The 20,237-nt window shown below is 64.5% G+C and carries 20 protein-coding genes; 15 read left to right on the top strand and 5 right to left on the bottom strand.

Going from position 1 to position 20,237, the window contains the following annotated elements; all coding sequences use genetic code 11:
• Positions 1–114 precede the first annotated feature (114 nt).
• Positions 115–1,296 (top strand): formate-dependent phosphoribosylglycinamide formyltransferase, encoded by a 1,182-nt coding sequence (gene purT / locus KSS94_RS21375; protein WP_217840046.1) that lies wholly within the window; start codon positions 115–117, stop codon positions 1,294–1,296.
• Positions 1,297–1,385: 89 nt separating this feature from the next.
• On the opposite strand, the gene KSS94_RS21370 is transcribed toward purT, so the two are convergent.
• The 3 genes from KSS94_RS21370 to KSS94_RS21360 form a co-directional block, all read right to left on the bottom strand.
• The gene (locus tag KSS94_RS21370) at positions 1,386–2,690 is read right to left on the bottom strand and encodes an MFS transporter (RefSeq protein ID WP_217840045.1); all 1,305 of its coding nucleotides are present in this window, start codon (positions 2,688–2,690) and stop codon (positions 1,386–1,388) included.
• 244 nt (positions 2,691–2,934) lie between these two features.
• Positions 2,935–4,122, bottom strand: coding sequence for a transporter associated domain-containing protein (locus KSS94_RS21365; protein WP_217840044.1), 1,188 nt, complete (start codon positions 4,120–4,122; stop codon positions 2,935–2,937).
• Positions 4,123–4,131: 9 nt separating this feature from the next.
• Positions 4,132–4,941, bottom strand: a complete 810-nt coding sequence (locus tag KSS94_RS21360) for a cytochrome C assembly family protein (RefSeq protein ID WP_217840043.1) — start codon at positions 4,939–4,941, stop codon at positions 4,132–4,134.
• Positions 4,942–5,266: 325 nt separating this feature from the next.
• Between KSS94_RS21360 and ffh the strand changes: the two genes are divergently transcribed.
• The 12 genes from ffh to KSS94_RS21300 all read left to right on the top strand — a co-directional run bounded on the left by ffh (position 5,267) and on the right by KSS94_RS21300 (position 15,315).
• A complete protein-coding gene (gene ffh, locus KSS94_RS21355) occupies positions 5,267–6,643 on the top strand; it encodes a signal recognition particle protein (protein ID WP_217840042.1) in 1,377 nt (458 codons plus the stop codon).
• Positions 6,644–6,875: 232 nt separating this feature from the next.
• Positions 6,876–7,127, top strand: coding sequence for a 30S ribosomal protein S16 (rpsP, locus tag KSS94_RS21350; protein ID WP_011535318.1), 252 nt, complete (start codon positions 6,876–6,878; stop codon positions 7,125–7,127).
• A gap of 5 nt (positions 7,128–7,132) precedes the next feature.
• Positions 7,133–7,669: a ribosome maturation factor RimM gene (rimM, locus tag KSS94_RS21345; protein WP_217840041.1), complete on the top strand. Its 537-nt coding sequence runs from the start codon at positions 7,133–7,135 to the stop codon at positions 7,667–7,669.
• Between the two features lie 3 nt (positions 7,670–7,672).
• The gene (trmD, locus tag KSS94_RS21340) at positions 7,673–8,425 is read left to right on the top strand and encodes a tRNA (guanosine(37)-N1)-methyltransferase TrmD (RefSeq protein WP_003252146.1); all 753 of its coding nucleotides are present in this window, start codon (positions 7,673–7,675) and stop codon (positions 8,423–8,425) included.
• A 42-nt stretch (positions 8,426–8,467) separates the two neighbouring features.
• Positions 8,468–8,818 (top strand): 50S ribosomal protein L19, encoded by a 351-nt coding sequence (gene rplS, locus KSS94_RS21335; protein ID WP_011535315.1) that lies wholly within the window; start codon positions 8,468–8,470, stop codon positions 8,816–8,818.
• Positions 8,819–8,918: 100 nt separating this feature from the next.
• Positions 8,919–9,329: an acyl-CoA thioesterase gene (locus KSS94_RS21330; protein ID WP_217840040.1), complete on the top strand. Its 411-nt coding sequence runs from the start codon at positions 8,919–8,921 to the stop codon at positions 9,327–9,329.
• 320 nt (positions 9,330–9,649) lie between these two features.
• Positions 9,650–10,546 carry a site-specific tyrosine recombinase XerD gene (xerD, locus tag KSS94_RS21325; protein ID WP_217840039.1) on the top strand — a complete coding sequence of 299 codons (897 nt, stop codon included), beginning with the start codon at positions 9,650–9,652 and terminating at the stop codon, positions 10,544–10,546.
• 154 nt (positions 10,547–10,700) lie between these two features.
• On the top strand, positions 10,701–11,462 hold the full coding sequence (locus KSS94_RS21320; RefSeq protein ID WP_217840038.1) for a DsbC family protein: 762 nt from the start codon (positions 10,701–10,703) through the stop codon (positions 11,460–11,462).
• Between the two features lie 82 nt (positions 11,463–11,544).
• Complete coding sequence (locus tag KSS94_RS21315; protein WP_217840037.1) at positions 11,545–12,849, top strand: homoserine dehydrogenase; 1,305 nt, start codon at positions 11,545–11,547, stop codon at positions 12,847–12,849.
• A 54-nt stretch (positions 12,850–12,903) separates the two neighbouring features.
• A complete protein-coding gene (gene thrC, locus KSS94_RS21310; protein ID WP_217840036.1) occupies positions 12,904–14,313 on the top strand; it encodes a threonine synthase in 1,410 nt (469 codons plus the stop codon).
• Positions 14,314–14,528: 215 nt separating this feature from the next.
• Positions 14,529–14,903 carry a histidine kinase gene (locus KSS94_RS21305; RefSeq protein WP_367617174.1) on the top strand — a complete coding sequence of 125 codons (375 nt, stop codon included), beginning with the start codon at positions 14,529–14,531 and terminating at the stop codon, positions 14,901–14,903.
• A gap of 130 nt (positions 14,904–15,033) precedes the next feature.
• On the top strand, positions 15,034–15,315 hold the full coding sequence (locus tag KSS94_RS21300; protein ID WP_217840035.1) for a DUF3509 domain-containing protein: 282 nt from the start codon (positions 15,034–15,036) through the stop codon (positions 15,313–15,315).
• Positions 15,316–15,450: 135 nt separating this feature from the next.
• Here the strand turns inward: KSS94_RS21300 and KSS94_RS21295 are convergent, their stop codons facing one another.
• Both KSS94_RS21295 and KSS94_RS21290 read right to left on the bottom strand, forming a co-directional pair.
• A complete protein-coding gene (locus tag KSS94_RS21295) occupies positions 15,451–16,335 on the bottom strand; it encodes a TIGR02285 family protein (protein WP_217840034.1) in 885 nt (294 codons plus the stop codon).
• 14 nt (positions 16,336–16,349) lie between these two features.
• Positions 16,350–17,549, bottom strand: a complete 1,200-nt coding sequence (locus KSS94_RS21290; protein ID WP_217840033.1) for a CaiB/BaiF CoA transferase family protein — start codon at positions 17,547–17,549, stop codon at positions 16,350–16,352.
• Positions 17,550–17,799: 250 nt separating this feature from the next.
• On the opposite strand from KSS94_RS21290, the gene KSS94_RS21285 reads away from it, so the two are divergent.
• On the top strand, positions 17,800–18,339 hold the full coding sequence (locus tag KSS94_RS21285; RefSeq protein WP_217840032.1) for a YaeQ family protein: 540 nt from the start codon (positions 17,800–17,802) through the stop codon (positions 18,337–18,339).
• A gap of 30 nt (positions 18,340–18,369) precedes the next feature.
• Complete coding sequence (gene recJ / locus KSS94_RS21280; protein WP_217840031.1) at positions 18,370–20,079, top strand: single-stranded-DNA-specific exonuclease RecJ; 1,710 nt, start codon at positions 18,370–18,372, stop codon at positions 20,077–20,079.
• Positions 20,080–20,237 lie beyond the last annotated feature (158 nt).

The raw sequence follows: 20,237 nt of genomic DNA, 5'->3' as shown, positions 1-20,237 counted from the left end.
CGGGATGAACTGCAAAGCAGCCCCGAAGCGCCTCGCGCGGGTGTAGAATACCGGTCCTTTTTCAGCGGGCAGCGCCACCCGTAGCGCCGCCCCGGACGCCTTCGAGGACCTGAAATGACCCGTATCGGAACCCCATTGTCGCCGACCGCGACCCGTGTACTGCTGTGCGGCTGCGGCGAGCTGGGCAAGGAAGTGGTGATCGAGCTGCAGCGCCTGGGCGTCGAGGTGATCGCCGTGGACCGCTATGCCAACGCCCCGGCCATGCAGGTTGCGCACCGCAGCCATGTGATCAACATGCTCGACGGCGTGGCCCTGCGTGCGGTGATCGAAGCCGAAAAACCGCACTACATCGTCCCCGAGATCGAAGCCATCGCCACCGCCACCCTGGTTGAGCTGGAAAGCGAAGGTTTCACCGTGGTGCCAACCGCCCGCGCCACCCAGCTGACCATGAACCGCGAAGGCATCCGCCGCCTGGCCGCTGAAGAGCTGGACCTGCCGACCTCGCCGTACCACTTTGCCGATACCTTCGAAGACTACAGCAAGGCTGTGGCCGACCTGGGCTACCCGTGCGTGGTCAAGCCGGTGATGAGCTCGTCGGGCAAGGGCCAGAGCCTGCTGCGCAGCGCCGACGACCTGCAAAAAGCCTGGGACTACGCCCAGGAAGGCGGCCGCGCCGGCAAGGGCCGAGTGATCATCGAAGGCTTCATCGACTTCGAATACGAAATCACCCTGCTGACCGTGCGCCACGTGGGCGGCACCACCTTCCTGGCGCCGGTCGGTCACCGCCAGGAGAAGGGCGACTACCAGGAGTCCTGGCAGCCCCAGGCGATGAGCCCGAAAGCCCTGGCCGAGTCGCAGCGGGTGGCCCAGGCGGTCACCGATGCCTTGGGTGGGCGTGGCCTGTTCGGCGTGGAATTGTTCGTGAAAGGCGACCAGGTGTGGTTCAGCGAAGTCTCGCCGCGCCCGCACGATACGGGCCTGGTGACCCTGATTTCGCAAGACCTGTCGCAGTTCGCCCTGCACGCCCGGGCCATCCTCGGCCTGCCGATCCCGACCGTGCGCCAGTTCGGTCCGTCGGCTTCGGCGGTGATCCTGCCGGAAGGCCAGTCGCAGCAGACCAGCTTTGCCAACCTGAACGCTGCCCTGAGCGAGCCGGACACCGCCATCCGCCTGTTCGGCAAGCCGGAAATCAACGGCACCCGGCGCATGGGTGTGTGCCTGGCCCGCGACGAGTCGATCGAGGCTGCCCGGGCCAAGGCCACCCGCGCTGCGCAGGCGGTCAAGGTCGAGTTCTGACCTGAAATGCATCGCGGGGCAAGCCCGCTCCCACCTGTGCCTTGTGGCACGCGTGGGAGCGGGCTTGCCCCGCGATCGTTTTCAGCGGCTCAAAGCGCGGTATCGCGCGTCTCTTTCAGGCACAAGACAGCAATCAGGCTGATCACCGCTGCCGCCGACACATACCCCCCCACCCAGCTCAACCCACCCATGCTTACCAACTGCTGGGCGAAGAACGGTGCCGCCGAAGCGCCGACGATGCCGCCCAGGTTGTAGGCCGCCGAGGCGCCGGTGTAGCGCACGTGGGTCGGGAACAGCTCAGGCAGCAGGGCGCCCATCGGGGCGAAGGTCACCCCCATCAGGAACAGCTCGATGCTCAGGAACAGCGTCACCCCGGTAGTGGAACCAGAGGTCAGCAGCGGTTCCATGGCAAAGCCCGAAGCCACCGCCAGCAGGCCGCCGACGATCAGCACCGGCTTGCGCCCGTAGCGGTCGCTGAGCCAGGCCGACAGTGGCGTGGCCAGGGCCATGAACACCACTGCGAAGCACAGCATGGCGAGGAAGCTTTCGCGGCTGTAGCCCAGGGTCGACACGCCGTAGCTCAGCGAGAACACCGTCGAGATATAGAACAGCGCGTAGCACACCACCATGGCGGCGGCGCCCAGCACGGTCGGCAGCCAGTACTGGCTGAACAGCTCGACCACCGGCATTTTCACCCGCTCGTGGCGTGCCACGGCCTTGGCGAACACCGGGCTTTCCTCAAGTTTCAGGCGCACATACAGGCCGACCAGCACCAGGGCTGCGCTGAGCAGGAACGGGATACGCCAGCCCCACTCGCGGAACTGCTCGTCGCTGAGCACCAGCGCCAGGGTCAGGAACAGGCCGTTGGCAGCCAGAAAACCGATCGACGGGCCCAGTTGCGGGAACATGCCGAACCAGGCGCGCTTGCCTTCGGGGGCGTTCTCGGTGGCCAGCAGCGCCGCGCCCCCCCATTCGCCGCCCAGCCCCAGGCCCTGGCCGAAGCGCAGCACGCAGAGGATGATCGGGGCCCAGATGCCGATGCTGTCGTAGCCAGGCAGTACGCCGATCAGCGTGGTCGACACACCCATCAGCAACAGCGAGGCCACCAGGGTCGACTTGCGCCCGATGCGGTCGCCGAAGTGGCCGAACAGCGCCGAGCCCAAGGGCCGGGCGAGGAAGGCGATGCCGAAAGTGAGGAAGGCCGCGAGCATTTGCACGGTGCCGGAACCAGACGGGAAGAAGATCGGCCCGATCACCAGGGCGGCGGCGGTGGCGTAGACGTAGAAATCGTAGAACTCGATGGCGGTGCCGATGAAGCTGGCAGTGGCCACCCGGGCAGGCGAGTTGACCGGGGACGCCGGGGCAGAGCCGGCGCAGGTGCTGCTGGTTGTCATTGTGTAGGTCCCTGACAGTCGATGCTCCACAGGGCGCGGCCAGGCGACAGGCGCAGGGCGGCCGGAGCGTATTGTTATGGTTCGCGCGACTGACGATGGCCCGGGGGTAGAGGCGGGGGCGGGCACTGTTCGGGGTGGTGAAGCAGGACCGCGGGGCGTGTCAGTGGTGCGGACTGGCCGTGGAACGCCGGTTGCGGGTAAGCGGGCGTGGCGGCAGGGCTTGATAAGCGTGACCGGAGTATAGCTATCGGGTCACGGTCCAGACCAGTACCTTGCTCGCGCAATTGTCCTCGGTTTCGAGGATTTCCAGGCGGTAGCGGCCGATTTTCAGGCACACCGCGCTTTCCGGGATGCTTTCCAGTGCCTCGGTGACCAGGCCGTTGAGGGTTTTCGGCCCGCCGTCGCAGGGCAGGTGCCAGCCCAGCGAGCGGTTGATCTCGCGCAGCGAGGCGGTGCCTTCGATGATGAAGCGCCCGTCGGGCTGCGGGTGGACGTGGGGGTTGTCGAGGCTGTGCTCGTCCTCGAATTCGCCGACGATCTCCTCGAGGATATCCTCCAGGGTGACGATGCCCAGCACTTCGCCGTACTCGTCCACCACCACGCCCATGCGCCGCTGCTGCTTGTGGAAGTTCAGCAGTTGCAGCTGCAGGGGCGTGCTCTCGGGGACGAAGTAGGGCTCGTAGCAGGCGGCCTGCAACTGCCCGAGGGTGAGTTCTGCGCGTGGCAGCAGGTGGCTGATGAGCTTGGTGTTGAGCACCGCTTCAACCTGGTTGATGTCGTTGTGGTACACCGGCAGGCGGGTATGCCGGCTGACGATCAACTGCTCGATGATCTGCTCGATGGGGTCGTCGAGGTTGATGCCGTCGACTTCGTTGCGCGGGATCAGGATGTCGTTGACGGTGACCTTGTCCAGTGCCTGCAGGCCTTCGAGCAGGCCGTGGCGGGCGGGCTCCTGAGGCTCGTCGTCGAACTCGTCGCTTTCTTGCTGCGGGTGCAGTGCCACGGCGTTGGGCTGCACGCGGAACGGGCGCAGGATCAGCCGGGCGATGCCGTCCAGCACGCAGGCCAGCGGCTGCAGCAGGGTGAGCGGGAGTTTGAGCAGGCTGGCACCGAGGCTGACAAATGCCTGCGGGTTGCGCCTGGCCAGGCGCCGGGGCAGGTATTCGGCCAGTACCAGCAGGGTGATTGCACCTGCCAGGCCGGCCGTCCAGAAGCCGTGCTCACCGTTGTAGCGCTGGCCGATCAGGCAGGCCAGGCCCAGTACCAGCAGCTTGCCGAAACTGGCGCACAGCACCAGGGCCTGGGCCGGTAGCGAAGGTTCGCCATGGCCGTTGAGCTGCTGGCGGGCGATGTCCACGGCGGTGAACAGCGCCGACCACAGCAGGGCCAGTGCGAGGGTGCCGAGCAGCGGGGCGTACGGCAGGGTGTCCATATTCGGCCGTCAGATGTGCAGGATGAATTCGCGGACCAGCTTGCTGCCGAAATAGGCCAGCATCAGCAGGCAGAAACCGGCCAGGGTCCAGCGGATTGCCTTGTGGCCACGCCAGCCCAGGCGGGTGCGGCCCCACAGCAGCACGCTGAACACCACCCAGGCCACGCAGGCCAGCAGGGTCTTGTGCACCAGGTGCTGGGCGAACAGGTTGTCGAGGAACAGCCAGCCGGAAATCAACGACAGCGACAGCAGGACCCAGCCGGCCCAGAGGAAGCCGAACAGCAGGCTCTCCATGGTTTGCAGGGGCGGGAAGTTGCGGATCATGCCGGACGGGTGCTTGTTCTTCAACTGGCGGTCCTGCAGCAGCAGCAGCAGGGCCTGGAACACGGCGATGGTGAACAGGCCGTAGGCCAGGATAGACAGCAGAATATGGGCGAGGATGCCAGGTTCTTCGTTGATCAGCGGCACCGTGCCCGGCGGGGCGAACTGGGCCAGCAGGGCGGTGACAGCCCCCAGCGGGAACAGCAGCACCAGCAGGTTCTCCACCGGGATGCTCAGGCAGGCGAGCAGGGTCAAGGCGATGACGGCCACGGCGATCAGGCTGGCGGCGCTGAAGAAGTCCAGGCTCAGGCCCAACGGGGTGATCAGCTGGAAGAACAGCGCGCCGCCCTGGGCAAGCACGGCCAATACACCGAGCAGGCCGAGCAGGCGCTTGTCTGCCTTGACACCACGGGCAAGGCCGGTGGCCTGGAAGACCGTCGCGGCCACATAAAGGAAGGCGGCGATAAGGTTGGGAATGAGGCTGGGTGAAGAGAGCATAAGTCCTGGCAGGCAAGCCCTAAAGGGACGGAGTTTGGCATAGAACCCGGTGGGCAAGGAAGACTGCGTATCAATCGCGGGGGCGGGGAACCCTGTGGCGCCTGTGCCGGCCTCATCGCCGGCAAGCCGGCTCCTACAGGTGCCGCGCAGGATTGAGGGTTATGCAATGCCCGCGAAGAGGCCACCGAATGTCCAGAGACCCGGCGCCAAGGTGTGCGCAGCTGGCAGTCTCCGCTATAATCGCCGCCTTGCTGTGTCCAATATAATTGCACGTTGCTACGGGCACCTGAAAAACCTCGGCTTCACTGGGCCTGAAAGGATCACCATGTTCGAAAACCTGACCGACCGCCTGTCACAGACGCTGCGCCATGTCACCGGCAAGGCCAAGCTGACCGAAGACAACATCAAGGACACGCTGCGCGAAGTGCGCATGGCCCTGCTCGAGGCCGACGTCGCCCTGCCGGTGGTCAAGGATTTCGTCAACAGCGTCAAGGAGCGTGCGGTCGGCACTGAAGTTTCGCGCAGCCTGACTCCGGGCCAGGCCTTCGTGAAGATCGTCCAGGCCGAGCTCGAAAGCCTGATGGGCGCCGCCAACGAAGAGCTGACGCTGAACAGCGCGCCACCGGCGGTGGTGCTGATGGCCGGCCTGCAAGGTGCCGGTAAGACCACCACCGCCGGCAAGCTGGCCCGCCACCTGAAAGAACGCAAGAAAAAGAGCGTGATGGTGGTGTCGGCCGACGTCTACCGCCCGGCGGCGATCAAGCAGCTGGAAACCCTGGCCAACGACATCGGCGTGACCTTCTTCCCGTCCGACATCAGCCAGAAGCCGGTGGCCATCGCCGAGGCGGCCATTCGCGAAGCCAAGCTCAAGTTCATCGACGTGGTGATCGTCGATACCGCCGGTCGCCTGCACGTCGACGCCGACATGATGGACGAGATCAAGGCCCTGCACGCTGCGGTCAAGCCGATCGAGACGCTGTTCGTGGTCGATGCCATGACCGGCCAGGATGCCGCCAACACCGCCAAGGCCTTCGGCGACGCCCTGCCGCTGACCGGCGTGGTGCTGACCAAGGTCGACGGTGATGCCCGTGGCGGTGCTGCGCTGTCGGTGCGCGCCATCACCGGCAAGCCGATCAAGTTCATCGGTATGGGCGAGAAGACCGAGGCCCTGGAGCCGTTTCACCCTGACCGTATCGCCTCGCGCATCCTCGGCATGGGCGACGTGCTCAGCCTGATCGAGCAGGCCGAGCAGAACATCGACAAGGCCAAGGCCGACAAGCTTGCGAAAAAGCTGAAGAAGGGCAAGGGCTTCGACCTTGAAGACTTCCGCGACCAGTTGCAGCAAATGAAGAACATGGGCGGCCTTGGTGGCCTGATGGACAAGCTGCCGAGCATCGGTGGCATGAACCTGTCGCAGATGGGCAACGCCCAGGGCGCCGCCGAGAAGCAGTTCAAGCAGATGGAGGCGATCATCAACTCCATGACCCCTGCCGAGCGCCGCGACCCCGACCTGATCAGCGGTTCGCGCAAGCGCCGCATCGCCTTGGGTTCCGGCACCCAGGTGCAGGATATCGGCCGCTTGATCAAGCAGCACAAGCAGATGCAGAAAATGATGAAGAAATTCTCCGCCAAGGGCGGCATGACCAAGATGATGCGCGGCCTTGGCGGCATGCTGCCCGGTGGCGGTATGCCGAAAATGTAACCAATCCGGCGGGCTTCCTTTATATAGGGAGGCCGGCCAGACCCCCGCTTTGGCGGGAACATGGCCGCCGTCAGGCGGCTTCAACCGGCAGGACTGAACGGTGGGCCAGGCGCTCGCCGAAAAAGGCATTTGCAAATGTCCGTGTATTCCCCGAGAATATGCGGCCTTTTGGGCACCCGTGTGCCCATTGGGCATTCAGTTTTGCAGCACCGACTATAGGAACGATGTTCACATGGTAACCATCCGTCTTGCCCGTGGCGGCTCGAAAAAGCGCCCTTTCTACCACCTGACCGTGACCAACTCGCGTAACGCCCGTGACGGCCGTTTCGTTGAGCGCGTAGGCTTCTTCAACCCGATCGCATCGGGCGCCGAAGTCAAGCTGTCGGTCAACCAGGAACGCGTCACCTACTGGCTGAGCCAGGGCGCGCAGCCGTCTGAGCGTGTTGCTCAGCTGCTGAAGGAAGCTGCCAAGGCCGCAGCCTGAGCAGTATGAACGCGACGCCAGAAAAGGCTGACGACCTGATCGTCGTTGGCAAGATTTTTTCGGTTCACGGCGTTCGCGGCGAGGTGAAGGTGTTTTCCTTTACCGATCCGATTGAAAACCTGTTGGATTACCCGCGCTGGACGCTACGGCACGAAGGCAAGGTAAAACAGGTCGAGCTGGTCAACGGTCGTGGCTCTGCAAAGGGTCTGGTCGTTAAATTGAAAGGCCTCGATGATCGTGAAGAAGCCCGTCTTCTGAGCGGCTTCGAAATCTGCATCCCGCGCAGCCTTTTGCCCAACCTGGCAGCTGACGAGTACTACTGGTACCAGTTGGTGGGCCTGAAGGTCATCAATCAGGACGAACAGCTGTTCGGCACGATCGATCACCTGTTGGAGACCGGCGCGAACGATGTAATGGTGGTCAAACCCTGCGCAGGCAGCCTGGATGATCGCGAGCGTCTGTTGCCCTATACGGCGCAATGCGTGCTCGACATCGACCTGGAAGCAGGCGTGATGCGGGTTGAGTGGGACGCGGACTTCTAAACGATGGGTAACCTTCGCGTAGACGTCATCACGTTGTTCCCCGAGATGTTCTCGGCCATCACGGAGTACGGCATTACCAGCCGCGCGGTGAAACAGGGGTTGCTGCAAGTGACCTGCTGGAACCCGCGGGACTACACCACAGATCGCCACCACACCGTGGATGATCGGCCGTTTGGCGGTGGTCCGGGCATGGTGATGAAGATCAAGCCTCTGGAAGACGCCCTGGTTAGCGCCAGGCAGGCGACTGGAGCTGCGGCAAAGGTGATCTACCTTTCGCCACAAGGCCGCAAGCTGACTCAGCAGGCGGTCAAAGGCCTGGCCGAACAGGAATCGTTGATCCTGATCGCCGGTCGTTATGAAGGCATCGACGAGCGCTTTATCGAGGCTCATGTCGATGAGGAGTGGTCGATTGGTGACTATGTGCTTTCCGGTGGCGAGCTGCCGGCCATGGTACTGATCGATGCGGTTACACGGCTGCTGCCCGGAGCTTTAGGGCATGTGGACTCGGCGGAGGAAGACTCTTTCACCGACGGTCTGCTGGATTGCCCGCACTACACCCGACCTGAGGTGTATGCGGATCAGCGTGTTCCCGACGTGTTGCTAAGTGGCAACCATGCACATATCCGGCGTTGGCGGATGAAGCAGTCCCTTGGTAGGACCTTCGAACGACGCGCCGATCTTCTGGAAAGTCGCTCGCTTTCTGGAGAAGAGAAGAAGCTGCTCGAGGAATATCTCCGCGAGCGGGACGATAGTTAAACGTATCGATGGTGGATCGCGTATCCATCTTAGGAGCACAGCATGACCAACAAGATCATCCAGCAGCTCGAAGCTGAACAGATGAGCAAAGAGATCCCTACCTTCGCACCAGGCGACACCGTTGTCGTCCAGGTTAAAGTGAAGGAAGGCGACCGCTCGCGTCTGCAGGCTTTCGAAGGCGTCGTTATCGCCAAGCGTAACCGCGGTCTGAACAGCGCCTTCACCGTGCGCAAGATCTCCAGCGGCGTTGGCGTAGAGCGTACCTTCCAGACCTACAGCCCGCAGATCGACAGCCTGGCCGTGAAACGTCGTGGTGACGTGCGTAAAGCCAAGCTGTACTACCTGCGCGACTTGTCCGGCAAAGCCGCTCGCATCAAGGAAAAACTGTCCTGATGACAGTTTGCCGGGTGGCCTAGGCCACCTTGCGAGAAAAAAGCAGCCTTCGGGCTGCTTTTTTGCTTTCTGGCCCACCTTCATCCTTGCGAGCCTGCCCATGACCACCTCCCGCGACCAGGAAATCCAGCGCCGCACCGAACTGTCGGTGACCCGCGTGACCAAAGCGGTATTCCCCAACACCACCAACCACCACAACACCTTGTTCGGCGGCACTGCCCTGGCCTGGATGGACGAAGTCTCGTTCATCGCCGCCACGCGCTTCTGCCGCCTGCCGTTGGTGACCGTTTCCACCGACCGCATCGACTTCAAGCACCCGATCCCGGCCGGCACCATCGTCGAGCTGGTCGGCACGGTGGTGAAAGTCGGCAACACCAGCCTGCAGGTGCAGGTGGATGTGTTCGTCGAGAACATGTACCTCGACGGCCGCGAGCGGGCCATCCACGGGGTGTTCAGTTTCGTCGCCATCGACGAGGACAAGCGCCCGGTGCCGGTGTTGCCGCAGGCATGAGTGGTTGCGAAGCTGTGTTGTCCCTGTAGGAGATCACCCAGTCCTGCGGGCTGCGCTGTCGCGCAGAGAGCTGGTCTCACAGATGCACCGCGGCCCCTGTGGGAAGCGGCCTTGTGTCGCGATGGGCTGCGCAGCAGCCCCGGCAATTTTGCATGAGGCCGAGGCCTTGGGGCCGCTTCGCGCCCCATCTCGACCGGACGGCGCCCCGGCAAGGCCGCTTCCCACAAGAGCAGCGTCGGCCGATCAAGGTCCTATTGATCACGACAACTCCCAAGCCGTTGTGAAACACTAGGCCCACCTCCAATATCCAGCAGCTGCGCATGCCCGCCCTCGACCACCCCCTGATCGACCAGTTCCTCGACGCCCTGTGGCTGGAAAAAGGCCTGTCCGACAACACCCGCGCCTCTTACCGCAGTGACCTGGCCCTGTTCAACGGCTGGCTGCAGGAAAAAGGCGTGGCGTTGCCCGACGCCGGCCGCGAGTTGATCCTCGATCACCTGGCCTGGCGCTTCGACCAGGCGTACAAGCCGCGCTCGACGGCGCGCTTTCTGTCCGGCGTGCGTGGCTTTTACCGCTACCTGCTGCGCGAACGCATGATCGGCGTCGACCCGACACTGCAGGTAGACATGCCGCAACTGGGTCGCCCGCTGCCCAAGTCGTTGTCCGAAGCCGACGTAGAGGCCCTGTTGCAGGCCCCAGACCGCAGCGAGGCCATCGGCCAGCGCGACCGCGCCATGCTCGAGGTGCTGTATGCCTGTGGCCTGCGGGTCACCGAGCTGGTCAGCCTGACCCTCGATCAGGTCAACCTGCGACAGGGCGTGCTGCGGGTGATGGGCAAGGGCAGCAAGGAGCGCCTGGTGCCCATGGGTGAAGAAGCGGTGGTGTGGATCGAGCGCTATGTGCGCGACGGCCGCGCCGAACTGCTCAATGGCCGCCCCAGCGATGTGCTGTTCCCCAGCCAGCGCGGCGAGCAGATGACCCGCCAGACCTTCTGGCACCGCATCAAGCACCATGCACGGGTGGCCGGCATCGACAAGCCGCTGTCGCCGCACACCCTGCGCCACGCCTTCGCCACCCACCTGCTCAACCACGGCGCCGACCTGCGCGTGGTGCAGATGCTGCTTGGCCATAGCGACCTGTCTACCACACAGATTTACACTCACGTGGCCAAGGCCCGCCTGCAGCAGCTGCACGCCCAGCACCACCCGCGTGGATGAATGATATTCATGTTCCGCCGACTGGTGCATGGGGGGCCATTCTGCGGGCCTGTGTTGTGGTAGGCTTGGGCGGTTTGTTGCAAGGGCCGCCCGAACGCCGCGTTTCACCCCGCAGGCATGCCCCGTCGGCCCCGTCCGCCCTCAGGAGTTCCCCATGCGCGTGACCCAGATTTTCGCCGCCGCCGCCCTGGCGCTGGCCAGTACCTTTGCCGCCGCCGCGGCCAGCGATGGCAATGCCAACGCCGAACAGGCGATCCGCAAATCGTTGCAGAACCTGTCGCTGGAAGTGCCGGTCGAAAGCGTTGCCAGCAGCCCGCTCAACGGCCTGTACGAGGTCAAGCTGCAAGGCGGCCGAGTGCTTTACGCCAGCGCCGACGGCCAGTTCGTGATGCAGGGCTACCTGTTCCAGATCCAGGACGGCAAACCGGTCAACCTCACCGAAAAAACCGAACGCCAGGGCATCGCCAAGCTGATCAACGGCATCCCGGCTGCGGAGATGGTTGTGTACCCGGCCAAGGGCGAGACCAAGTCGCACATCACCGTGTTCACCGACACCACCTGCCCCTACTGCCACAAGCTGCACGCCGAAGTGCCCGAGCTGAACAAGCGCGGCATCGAGGTGCGCTACGTCGCGTTCCCGCGCCAGGGCCTGGGCTCGCCGGGTGACGAGCAGTTGCAGGCAGTGTGGTGCTCCAGCGACCGCCGCGCGGCGATGGACAAGATGGTCGAGGGTAAAGAAATCAAGGCCGCCAAGTGCACCAACCCGGTGGGCAAGCAGTTTGCCCTGGGCCAGTCGATCGGCGTCAACGGCACGCCGGCCATCGTGCTGGAAAGCGGTCAGGTGATTCCGGGCTACCAGCCGGCACCGCAAGTGGCCAAGCTGGTCCTGGCTGGCCAGCAACAAGCAGCCAAGTAACCAATTCAGTACGCCGTCGTCATGGGGTGACGGCATGTTTCACGGTCGGCGCAGGTGCCGGCCGTTCAATGGGGAGTTCACAGTGAAACCGGTCAAAGTAGGCATCTGTGGGTTGGGGACCGTCGGTGGCGGTACCTTCAATGTACTTCAGCGCAACGCCGAGGAGATTGCCCGCCGTGCCGGGCGCGGTATTGAAGTGGCACAGATTGCCATGCGCTCGCAGAACCCGAACTGCCAGATTACCGGTACCCCCATTACCGCTGATGTGTTCGAAGTCGCGACCAATCCCGAAATCGACATCGTCATCGAGCTGATCGGTGGCTATACCATCGCCCGTGACCTGGTGCTCAAGGCCATCGAAAACGGCAAGCACGTGGTCACCGCCAACAAGGCGCTGATTGCCGTGCACGGCAACGAGATCTTCGCCAAGGCCCGCGAGAAGGGCGTCATCGTCGCCTTCGAGGCGGCCGTGGCCGGTGGCATCCCGGTTATCAAGGCGATCCGCGAAGGCCTGTCGGCCAACCGCATCAACTGGCTGGCCGGCATCATCAACGGCACCGGCAACTTCATCCTCAGCGAAATGCGCGAGAAGGGCCGCACCTTCCCCGACGTGCTGGCCGAAGCCCAGGCGCTGGGTTATGCCGAAGCCGACCCGACCTTCGACGTCGAAGGCATCGATGCCGCGCACAAGCTGACCATCCTGGCGTCCATCGCCTTTGGCATCCCGCTGCAGTTCGACAAGGCCTACACCGAAGGCATCACCCGCCTGACCACCGCTGACGTGAACTACGCCGAAGCCCTGGGCTACCGTATCAAGCACCTGGGTGTGGCTCGTCGCACCGCCGAAGGCATCGAGCTGCGCGTGCACCCGACGCTGATCCCGGCTGATCGCCTGATCGCCAACGTCAACGGCGTGATGAACGCGGTGATGGTCAATGGTGACGCTGCAGGCTCGACCCTGTACTACGGCGCCGGCGCCGGCATGGAGCCGACCGCGTCCTCGGTGGTGGCCGACCTGGTGGACGTGGTCCGCGCCATGACCAGCGACCCTGAAAACCGCGTGCCGCACCTGGCCTTCCAGCCAGACTCGCTGTCGGCTCACCCGATCCTGCCGATCGAAGCCTGCGAAAGCGCCTACTACCTGCGCATCCAGGCCAAGGATCACCCGGGCGTGCTTGCCCAGGTGGCCAGCATCCTCTCGGAGCGCGGCATCAACATCGAGTCGATCATGCAGAAGGAAGCCGAGGAGCAGGACGGCCTGGTGCCGATGATCCTGCTGACCCACGGTGTGGTCGAGCAGCGCATCAACGATGCCATCGTCGCCCTGGAAGCCCTGCAGGACGTGGTTGGCCCGGTTGTACGCATCCGCGTCGAACAGCTCAATTAATTCCGGCGGCGGGCCGCGACGGCGGCCCGCGCCCAGCATCGAAGGTTTGCACCCATGCGCTATATCAGTACCCGCGGCCAGGCTCCGGCCCTGAACTTCGAAGACGTGCTGCTGGCCGGCCTTGCCACCGACGGCGGCCTGTACGTTCCCGAGAACCTGCCACGCTTCACCCAGGAAGAAATCGCCTCCTGGGCCGGCCTGCCATACCACGAGCTGGCTTTCCGGGTGATGCGCCCGTTCGTCACCGGCAGCATCGCTGACGCCGACTTCAAGAAGATCCTCGAAGAAACCTACGGCAACTTCGCCCACGCCGCGGTGGCGCCGCTGCGCCAGCTCAACGGCAACGAGTGGGTGATGGAGCTGTTCCACGGCCCGACCCTGGCGTTCAAGGATTTCGCCCTGCAACTGCTCGGCCGCCTGCTCGACCACGTGCTGGTCAAGCGCAACGAGCGCGTGGTAATCGTCGGTGCCACCAGTGGTGATACCGGTTCGGCCGCCATCGAAGGCTGCCGCCGCTGCGACAACGTCGACATCTTCATCCTGCACCCGCATCAGCGTGTGTCGGAAGTTCAGCGCCGGCAGATGACCACCATCCTCGGTGACAACATCCACAACATCGCCATCGAAGGCAACTTCGACGACTGCCAGGAAATGGTCAAGGCCAGCTTCGCCGACCAGTCGTTCCTCAAGGGCACACGCCTGGTGGCAGTGAACTCGATCAACTGGGCGCGGATCATGGCCCAGATCGTCTACTACTTCCATGCAGCCCTGCAGCTGGGCGGCCCGGCCCGTTCGGTGGCGTTCTCGGTGCCGACCGGCAACTTCGGCGACATCTTCGCAGGTTACCTGGCGCGCAACATGGGCCTGCCGATCAGCCAGCTGGTGGTGGCCACCAACCGCAACGACATCCTGCACCGCTTCATGAGCGGCAACCAGTACGTCAAGGATGCCCTGCACCCGACCCTGTCGCCGTCCATGGACATCATGGTTTCGTCCAACTTCGAGCGCCTGCTGTTCGACCTGCATGGGCGCAATGGCGCAGCGGTTGCCGAACTGATGGCTACCTTCAAGCAAGGTGGCGGCTTCAGCGTCGAGCAGGACCGCTGGACCGAAGCACGCAAGCTGTTCGACTCGCTGGCCGTCACCGACGAGCAAACCTGCGAGACCATCGCCGAAGTGTTCGCCAGCACCGGTGAGGTGCTCGACCCGCACACCGCCATCGGCGTCAAGGCTGCCCGCGAGTGCCGCCGCAGCCTGGACACGCCAATGGTGGTGCTGGGTACCGCGCACCCGGTCAAGTTCCCCGAGGCAGTGGAAAAGGCCGGCGTCGGCAAGGCGCTGGAGCTGCCAGCCCACCTCAGCGACCTGTTCAGCCGCGAAGAGCGCTGCACGGTACTGGCCAACGACCTGAAAGCCGTACAGGCCTTCGTCAGCCAGCACGGTAACCGCGGTAAGCCGCTGTAAGGCATGCACCGCCGGGGCCGCTTTGCGGCCCATCGCGGCACAAGGCCGCTCCTACAGAGGGCGTACGAACCCTGTAGGAGCGGCCTTGGGCCGCGATGGGCTGCAAAGCAGCCCCAATATTCGAGAAAATACCCGGCGCTTTCTCGGATATTTCCTATTCAGCCGGCGCATGGCCATCCCTAGAGTGCAGGTTTCACCTCTGCCCGGAGAAGCCCATGCGCAGCCTCCACGTGCTCATCCACCAAGCCCGCCCCTTCCACCAGATCCCCCTGCACCAGGCCTTCAATGCCCAGGGCGTGTTCAACGTGCGGCTGAGCGACGACCTGGTCAATACCGCCGCCTGCCTGGGCCGTGAGCGTACCGTTGATGTACTGGTACTCGACCACGGCATGCCTGAACCCTGCGCCCTTTCCTTGCTCCAGCACTTGCAGGCCCAGCCTGCGCCACGGGCGTTGCTGTTCGTCGGCCAGGTCGACGACAAACGCCACGACATGGCCCTGGAAGCCCGCAGGCGAGGTTTTCGGGTGGTGGGCGAGCTGCCCTGGCCGGTGTCGACCGTGGCCCTGGAAAAGGCCCTGGCCCGTCTGTAAGCAGGGCAGGGCGCTGCCTGCAAACTGTCACACTGCCCGCGCATGCTCGGTAGGGCGGGCCGGTAGGGCGAACTTTCCCACGGGCTCGATGGTCAGTTCCCATATGTCCACCTGCCAGCGAGTGTTCCGGATGGAAAGAATCTGCAGACTGCTCAACGATGCCCTGACCCCTTACCACGCCACCCTCGGCCTCATCGACAGCGATGGCAGCCGCCAACTGACACTCCACGACGAACACGGCACGCTCACCTTGCAGCGCAAGGTCGCAGCGCGTCAGTTGCTGGAGCAGCAGTTGCTGGTCGACCTGGTCGACGGCCTGCACCGTGACCTGCAAATCGCCGAGGGGCGCCTGCAACCCTGTGTGATCGCTGCCTTGCAGCACCAACGCCAGCCCCAGGGAACCTTTGCCTGACAGGCGCATCTGAATCAGCAAGGGCAGTCTGACGGTGCTTTGCTCCGGTAGTGTCAGGTTGCCCCGGGAAGCCTCAGAGGCTTTCGCTTGACCCCGGCCGTCCTCCCCAGCGTCCGGGGTTTCTTTTTGCCTGTTTCAGGGCTGGGTGCTGAGGCTGGGGGCCGCCTCGAACAGGTGCCTGGCCTGCTCCAGATAATCGACCTGCTGGTTCGGGTCGAGCCAGCGGGCGTACAGGGCGGGGAGGGTGTCGCGGCCCAACTCCGGCAGCAGCCGGTCGATATGGGCGATGGCCTGGCGCCCCAGCGGCGTGTCGGCGCAACCCACGCGCAGGAACTGATAGTGGTCCACCCCCTTGATCGGGTAGAACGCATAGCCGTCGAGCGAGCCACCTTGCTGCTGGATCAGGTAGCGAATTTCCGGCCAGTAACCCAGCACCAGTTGCAGGCGGCCCAGTTGCTGCATTTGCAGCAGGCTCGCCGTGGCTTCGTTACCGTAGTGGCGGCTCAAGGCGCTGTCGGGCAGTTGGCGCAGGATCGCGTCCACCTGTGTGCTGTAGCTGCGTTCGGCGACGATGCCCAGCTTCAGCTGGGTGCCGGCCAGCAGTTGGCCGAGGTCGACCTGGTGCTGGTCGAGGTAGGGGGCCAGCAGCGCCTGGTCTCGCCTGCGCACCACCAGGCCGCTGCTCAGGGCTGCCAGCACGGGTTTGGAGAAGTACACGTACTTGGCCCGTTCTGCCGTCCACAGCAGGCTGGGGTCGCAGGTGAAGTTGCCTTCCTGGAGCATTTGAATGCCGCGGGCGCGGTTGACCCGCACGATGCTGTGGTCGTACTCGGGCATCTGCGCCATCAGCAGCGGCAGCATCTGGTCGACCACGCCTTGGCCCTTGGCCGGGCCTTCGAAAATGGTGAACGGCGGCAGGTCGCGTATCAGCCACAGCAGGCGCTCGCGTGCTTCGCCGGCTTGCACGGCAAGGGCGCTTAGCAGCAGGGCGGCGAGGGCGATCAGGCGAAGGCTGCGCATGGGGCCGTGCGCGGTCAGACCGCGCCGCTCTCACGCAGGCGGGCGATGGCGGCTGCGTCGTAACCCAGCCCACCCAGTACGCTGGCGGTGTGCTCGCCCAACTCCGGGCCCACCCAGTCGGCCGAGCCCGGCGTGTCGGACAGCTTGGGTACGATGCCGGGCATCTTGAACGGCTTGCCGTCCGGCAGCTTGGCCTGCAGGAACATCTCGCGGGCCAGGTACTGCGGGTCGCTGAACATGTCCTCGGCCGAATAGATACGGCTGGCCGGCACTTCGGCGGCGTTCAGTACCTGCATCACCTCGGTCAGCGGCAGGCTGTTGGCCCAGCGGTCGATCACCCCGTACAGCTCGTCGCGGCGGGCGTCGCGGCCATCGTTGCAGGCCAGGCTGGCGTCGTCGGCCAGGTCGTGGCGGCCGATGGCCTGCATGAGGCGCTTGAAGATGGCATCGCCGTTGGCGCCAATCTGCACATGGCGGCCATCGGCGGTGGTGTGGATGCACGAGGGGGTGATGCCCGGCATGATGTTGCCGGTGCGTTCGCGGATGAAGCCGAACACGTCGAACTCCGGCACCATGCTTTCCATCATGGCGAAGATCGCCTCGTACAGCGCCACGTCCACCACCTGGCCCTGGCCGCCGTTCACTTCACGGTGACGCAGGGCCATCAACGCACCGATCACCCCCCACAGCGCAGCGATGGAGTCGCCGATGGAGATGCCGGTGCGCACTGGCGGGCGGTCCTCGAAGCCGGTGATGTAGCGCAGCCCGCCCATGGACTCGCCCACCGCGCCGAAGCCAGGCTGGTCCTTCATCGGCCCGGTCTGGCCGAAGCCTGACAGGCGCACCATCACCAGGCGCGGGTTGAGCGCGTGCAGCACATCCCAGCCCAGGCCGAGTTTTTCCAGCACGCCGGGGCGGAAGTTCTCGATCAGGATGTCAGCCTCGGCCAGCAGGCGCTTGAGTACCTCGCGGCCTTCGGGGTGCTTGAGGTTGAGGGTCAGCGACTGCTTGTTGCGCGCCTGCACGAACCACCACAGCGACGTGCCCTCGTACAGCTTGCGCCACTTGCGCAGCGGGTCGCCGCCGTCGGGCGACTCGACCTTGATCACCTCGGCGCCGAACTCGGCGCAGATGCGCGAGGCAAAGGGGCCGGCAATCAGGGTGCCAAGCTCGATGACTTTCAGGCCGGCGAGGGGTTTGCTGGGCGTGGGCATTGGGGCATCCGTGGCGAGGGGCGTTGAGCGGTGGTTGTATCACAGCTGGGCGGTGGCAGGTATACGGCGGCCATTGTCATCTGCTGACCGTGCGGGCTTGCATAACCTTGTAGGAGCCGGCTTGCCGGCGATGAGGCCGGTACAGGCAGCGCAAGACAGTCGGCAACCAGTAACCCGGCAGACCGGCGGGCCCGCGAGGGCGCAGGATCGGTTAGACTGTGCGACTTTCTTTTCAACGAAGCCCGCGCCCATGGCCCAGCCGTCCACCACCTACAAGTTCGAACTCAATCTCACCGACCTCGACCGCGGCGTCTACGAAAGCGTGCGCCAGACCATCGCCCGTCACCCGTCGGAAACCGAGGAGCGCATGGCCGTGCGCCTGCTGGCCTATGCCCTCTGGTACAACGAGAACCTGTCGTTCGGCCGTGGCCTGTCGGACGTCGACGAAGCCGCCCTGTGGGAAAAGAGCCTGGACGACCGCATCCTGCACTGGATCGAAGTCGGCCAGCCGGATGCCGACCGCCTGACCTGGTGCTCGCGCCGCACCGAGCGCACCAGCCTGCTGGCCTACGGCAGCCTGCGGGTGTGGGAGGGCAAGGTGGTGGGCGCGGTCAAGGGCCTGAAGAACCTCAGCATCGCCGCAGTGCCGCAGGAAGTGCTGGAGGTGCTGGCCACCGACATGCCGCGCACCATCAAGTGGGACGTGATGATCAGCGAAGGCACGATCTTCGTCACCGACGACCGCGGCCAGCACGAAGTGCAGCTGCAGTGGCTGCTCGGCGAGCGCTGAGTCGACTTTTACCTGATTACCGAAGACCCCATGCGCATCGAACCCCGCCCCCTGCCGTCGACCTTGCCCCTGCTGGGCAACCTGCCCCCCTTGCTGACCCGCCTGTACGCCGCCCGTGGCGTGCAGAGCGAGGCTGAGCTGGACAAGAGCCTGGCACGGCTGTTGCCCTACCAGCAGCTCAAGGGCATCGACGCGGCGGTGGACCTGCTGGTGCAGGCCCTGGACCTGCGCCAGCGCATCCTCATCGTCGGTGACTTCGACGCCGACGGCGCCACTGCCAGCACCGTTGGCGTACTGGGCCTGCGCCTGCTGGGTGCGGCCCATGTCGATTACCTGGTGCCTAACCGCTTCGAGTACGGCTACGGCCTGACCCCGGAGATCGTCGAGGTGGCGCTGCAGCGCCAGCCGCAGTTGCTGATCACCGTGGACAACGGCATCTCCAGCGTCGAGGGTGTGGCGGCGGCCAAGGCGGCCGGGCTCCAGGTGCTGGTGACCGACCACCACCTGCCGGGCCAGCAGTTGCCGGATGCCGATGCCATCGTCAACCCGAACCAGCCTGGCTGCGCGTTCCCCAGCAAGTCGCTGGCCGGGGTGGGGGTGATCTTCTATGTGCTGATGGCCCTGCGTGCCCGTTTGCGTAGCCTGGGCCGTTACGAGCAACAGGCGCAGCCGAATATCGGCGAGCTGCTCGACCTGGTGGCGCTGGGCAGCGTGGCCGACGTGGTGCCGCTGGATGCCAACAACCGCATCCTGGTCCACCAGGGCCTGGAGCGCATTCGTGCGGGCCGTGCCCGGCCGGGGCTCAAGGCCATCCTGGAGGTCGCCCGCCGCGATCACCGGCGGATCACCTCCACTGACCTTGGCTTCATCCTCGGCCCGCGGCTGAATGCTGCCGGCCGCCTGGACGACATGAGCCTGGGCATCGAATGCCTGCTGTGCGACGACGCGGCGCTTGCGCAGGATATGGCCCAGCAGCTGGACGGCCTGAACCAGGACCGCAAGTCGATCGAGCAGGGCATGCAGCGCGAGGCGCTGGCCCAGCTCAAGGACCTGCCGGTCGAGTCCATGCCCTATGGCCTGTGCCTGTTCGACGCCGACTGGCACCAGGGGGTGATCGGTATCCTGGCTTCGCGCCTGAAGGAGCGCTACCACCGCCCGACCATCGCCTTTGCCGATGCCGGCGACGGCATGCTCAAGGGCTCGGCGCGGTCGGTGGCGGGGTTCCACATTCGCGACGCGCTGGATGCGGTAGCGGCGCGCCACCCGGCGTTGATCAGCAAGTTCGGCGGGCATGCCATGGCGGCTGGCCTGTCGTTGCCTGAGGCGAACTTCCCGGCGTTTGCCGAGGCGTTCGACCTTGAGGTACGCCGGCAACTGCGTGAGGAGGACCTGACCGGTCGGTTGTTGTCTGACGGGGTGCTGGCGGTGGAGGAGTTTCACCTGGACCTGGCGCGGGCTTTGCGTAATGCCGGGCCTTGGGGGCAGCACTTTCCTGAGCCTTTGTTCCATGGGGTGTTTCAGCTGGTCGAGCAGCGGGTGGTGGGGGAGCGGCACTTGAAAGTGGTGCTCAAGAGCGAGTGTGGGGCGGTGCGGCTGGATGGGATTGCCTTTGGCGTGGACCGGGAGGTTTGGCCGAACCCTACTGTGCGGTGGGTGGAGTTGGCTTACAAGCTGGATGTGAATGAGTTTCGGGGGAATGAGAGTGTGCAGTTGATGATTGCGCATATGGAGGCGCGGTGATTTTCCGTTTGATCCGTTTGATCTGTTGATAGTTGTATTGGTTGGTTTTGATAGTTTTATGCGCATTCATTATTTGTAGTGACGCTTATTCACCTTTCCGCCCTTACGGCGGGTTACTTTTTTTCGTGGAAAAAAGTAACCAAAAACCCTGCGCGGTA

It is taken from the genome of Pseudomonas fakonensis, from assembly GCF_019139895.1.
Lineage (GTDB): Bacteria > Pseudomonadota > Gammaproteobacteria > Pseudomonadales > Pseudomonadaceae > Aquipseudomonas > Aquipseudomonas fakonensis.
This window is presented reverse-complemented; position numbering and strand designations above follow the sequence as displayed.

Excerpts from the sequence above, each read along its gene's own strand:
- trmD (WP_003252146.1), top strand. The coding sequence starts at position 7,673 with ATGGGTAACCTTCGCGTAGACGTCATCACGTTGTTCCCCGAGATGTTC.
- KSS94_RS21360 (WP_217840043.1), bottom strand. The coding sequence starts at position 4,941 with ATGCTCTCTTCACCCAGCCTCATTCCCAACCTTATCGCCGCCTTCCTT.
- KSS94_RS21305 (WP_367617174.1), top strand. The coding sequence starts at position 14,529 with ATGCGCAGCCTCCACGTGCTCATCCACCAAGCCCGCCCCTTCCACCAG.
- rimM (WP_217840041.1), top strand. The coding sequence starts at position 7,133 with ATGAACGCGACGCCAGAAAAGGCTGACGACCTGATCGTCGTTGGCAAG.
- purT (WP_217840046.1), top strand. The coding sequence starts at position 115 with ATGACCCGTATCGGAACCCCATTGTCGCCGACCGCGACCCGTGTACTG.
- KSS94_RS21290 (WP_217840033.1), bottom strand. The coding sequence starts at position 17,549 with ATGCCCACGCCCAGCAAACCCCTCGCCGGCCTGAAAGTCATCGAGCTT.
- KSS94_RS21285 (WP_217840032.1), top strand. The coding sequence starts at position 17,800 with ATGGCCCAGCCGTCCACCACCTACAAGTTCGAACTCAATCTCACCGAC.
- KSS94_RS21330 (WP_217840040.1), top strand. The coding sequence starts at position 8,919 with ATGACCACCTCCCGCGACCAGGAAATCCAGCGCCGCACCGAACTGTCG.
- KSS94_RS21300 (WP_217840035.1), top strand. The coding sequence starts at position 15,034 with ATGGAAAGAATCTGCAGACTGCTCAACGATGCCCTGACCCCTTACCAC.
- ffh (WP_217840042.1), top strand. The coding sequence starts at position 5,267 with ATGTTCGAAAACCTGACCGACCGCCTGTCACAGACGCTGCGCCATGTC.
- rpsP (WP_011535318.1), top strand. The coding sequence starts at position 6,876 with ATGGTAACCATCCGTCTTGCCCGTGGCGGCTCGAAAAAGCGCCCTTTC.
- thrC (WP_217840036.1), top strand. The coding sequence starts at position 12,904 with ATGCGCTATATCAGTACCCGCGGCCAGGCTCCGGCCCTGAACTTCGAA.
- KSS94_RS21295 (WP_217840034.1), bottom strand. The coding sequence starts at position 16,335 with ATGCGCAGCCTTCGCCTGATCGCCCTCGCCGCCCTGCTGCTAAGCGCC.
- recJ (WP_217840031.1), top strand. The coding sequence starts at position 18,370 with ATGCGCATCGAACCCCGCCCCCTGCCGTCGACCTTGCCCCTGCTGGGC.
- rplS (WP_011535315.1), top strand. The coding sequence starts at position 8,468 with ATGACCAACAAGATCATCCAGCAGCTCGAAGCTGAACAGATGAGCAAA.
- KSS94_RS21320 (WP_217840038.1), top strand. The coding sequence starts at position 10,701 with ATGCGCGTGACCCAGATTTTCGCCGCCGCCGCCCTGGCGCTGGCCAGT.
- KSS94_RS21365 (WP_217840044.1), bottom strand. The coding sequence starts at position 4,122 with ATGGACACCCTGCCGTACGCCCCGCTGCTCGGCACCCTCGCACTGGCC.
- xerD (WP_217840039.1), top strand. The coding sequence starts at position 9,650 with ATGCCCGCCCTCGACCACCCCCTGATCGACCAGTTCCTCGACGCCCTG.
- KSS94_RS21370 (WP_217840045.1), bottom strand. The coding sequence starts at position 2,690 with ATGACAACCAGCAGCACCTGCGCCGGCTCTGCCCCGGCGTCCCCGGTC.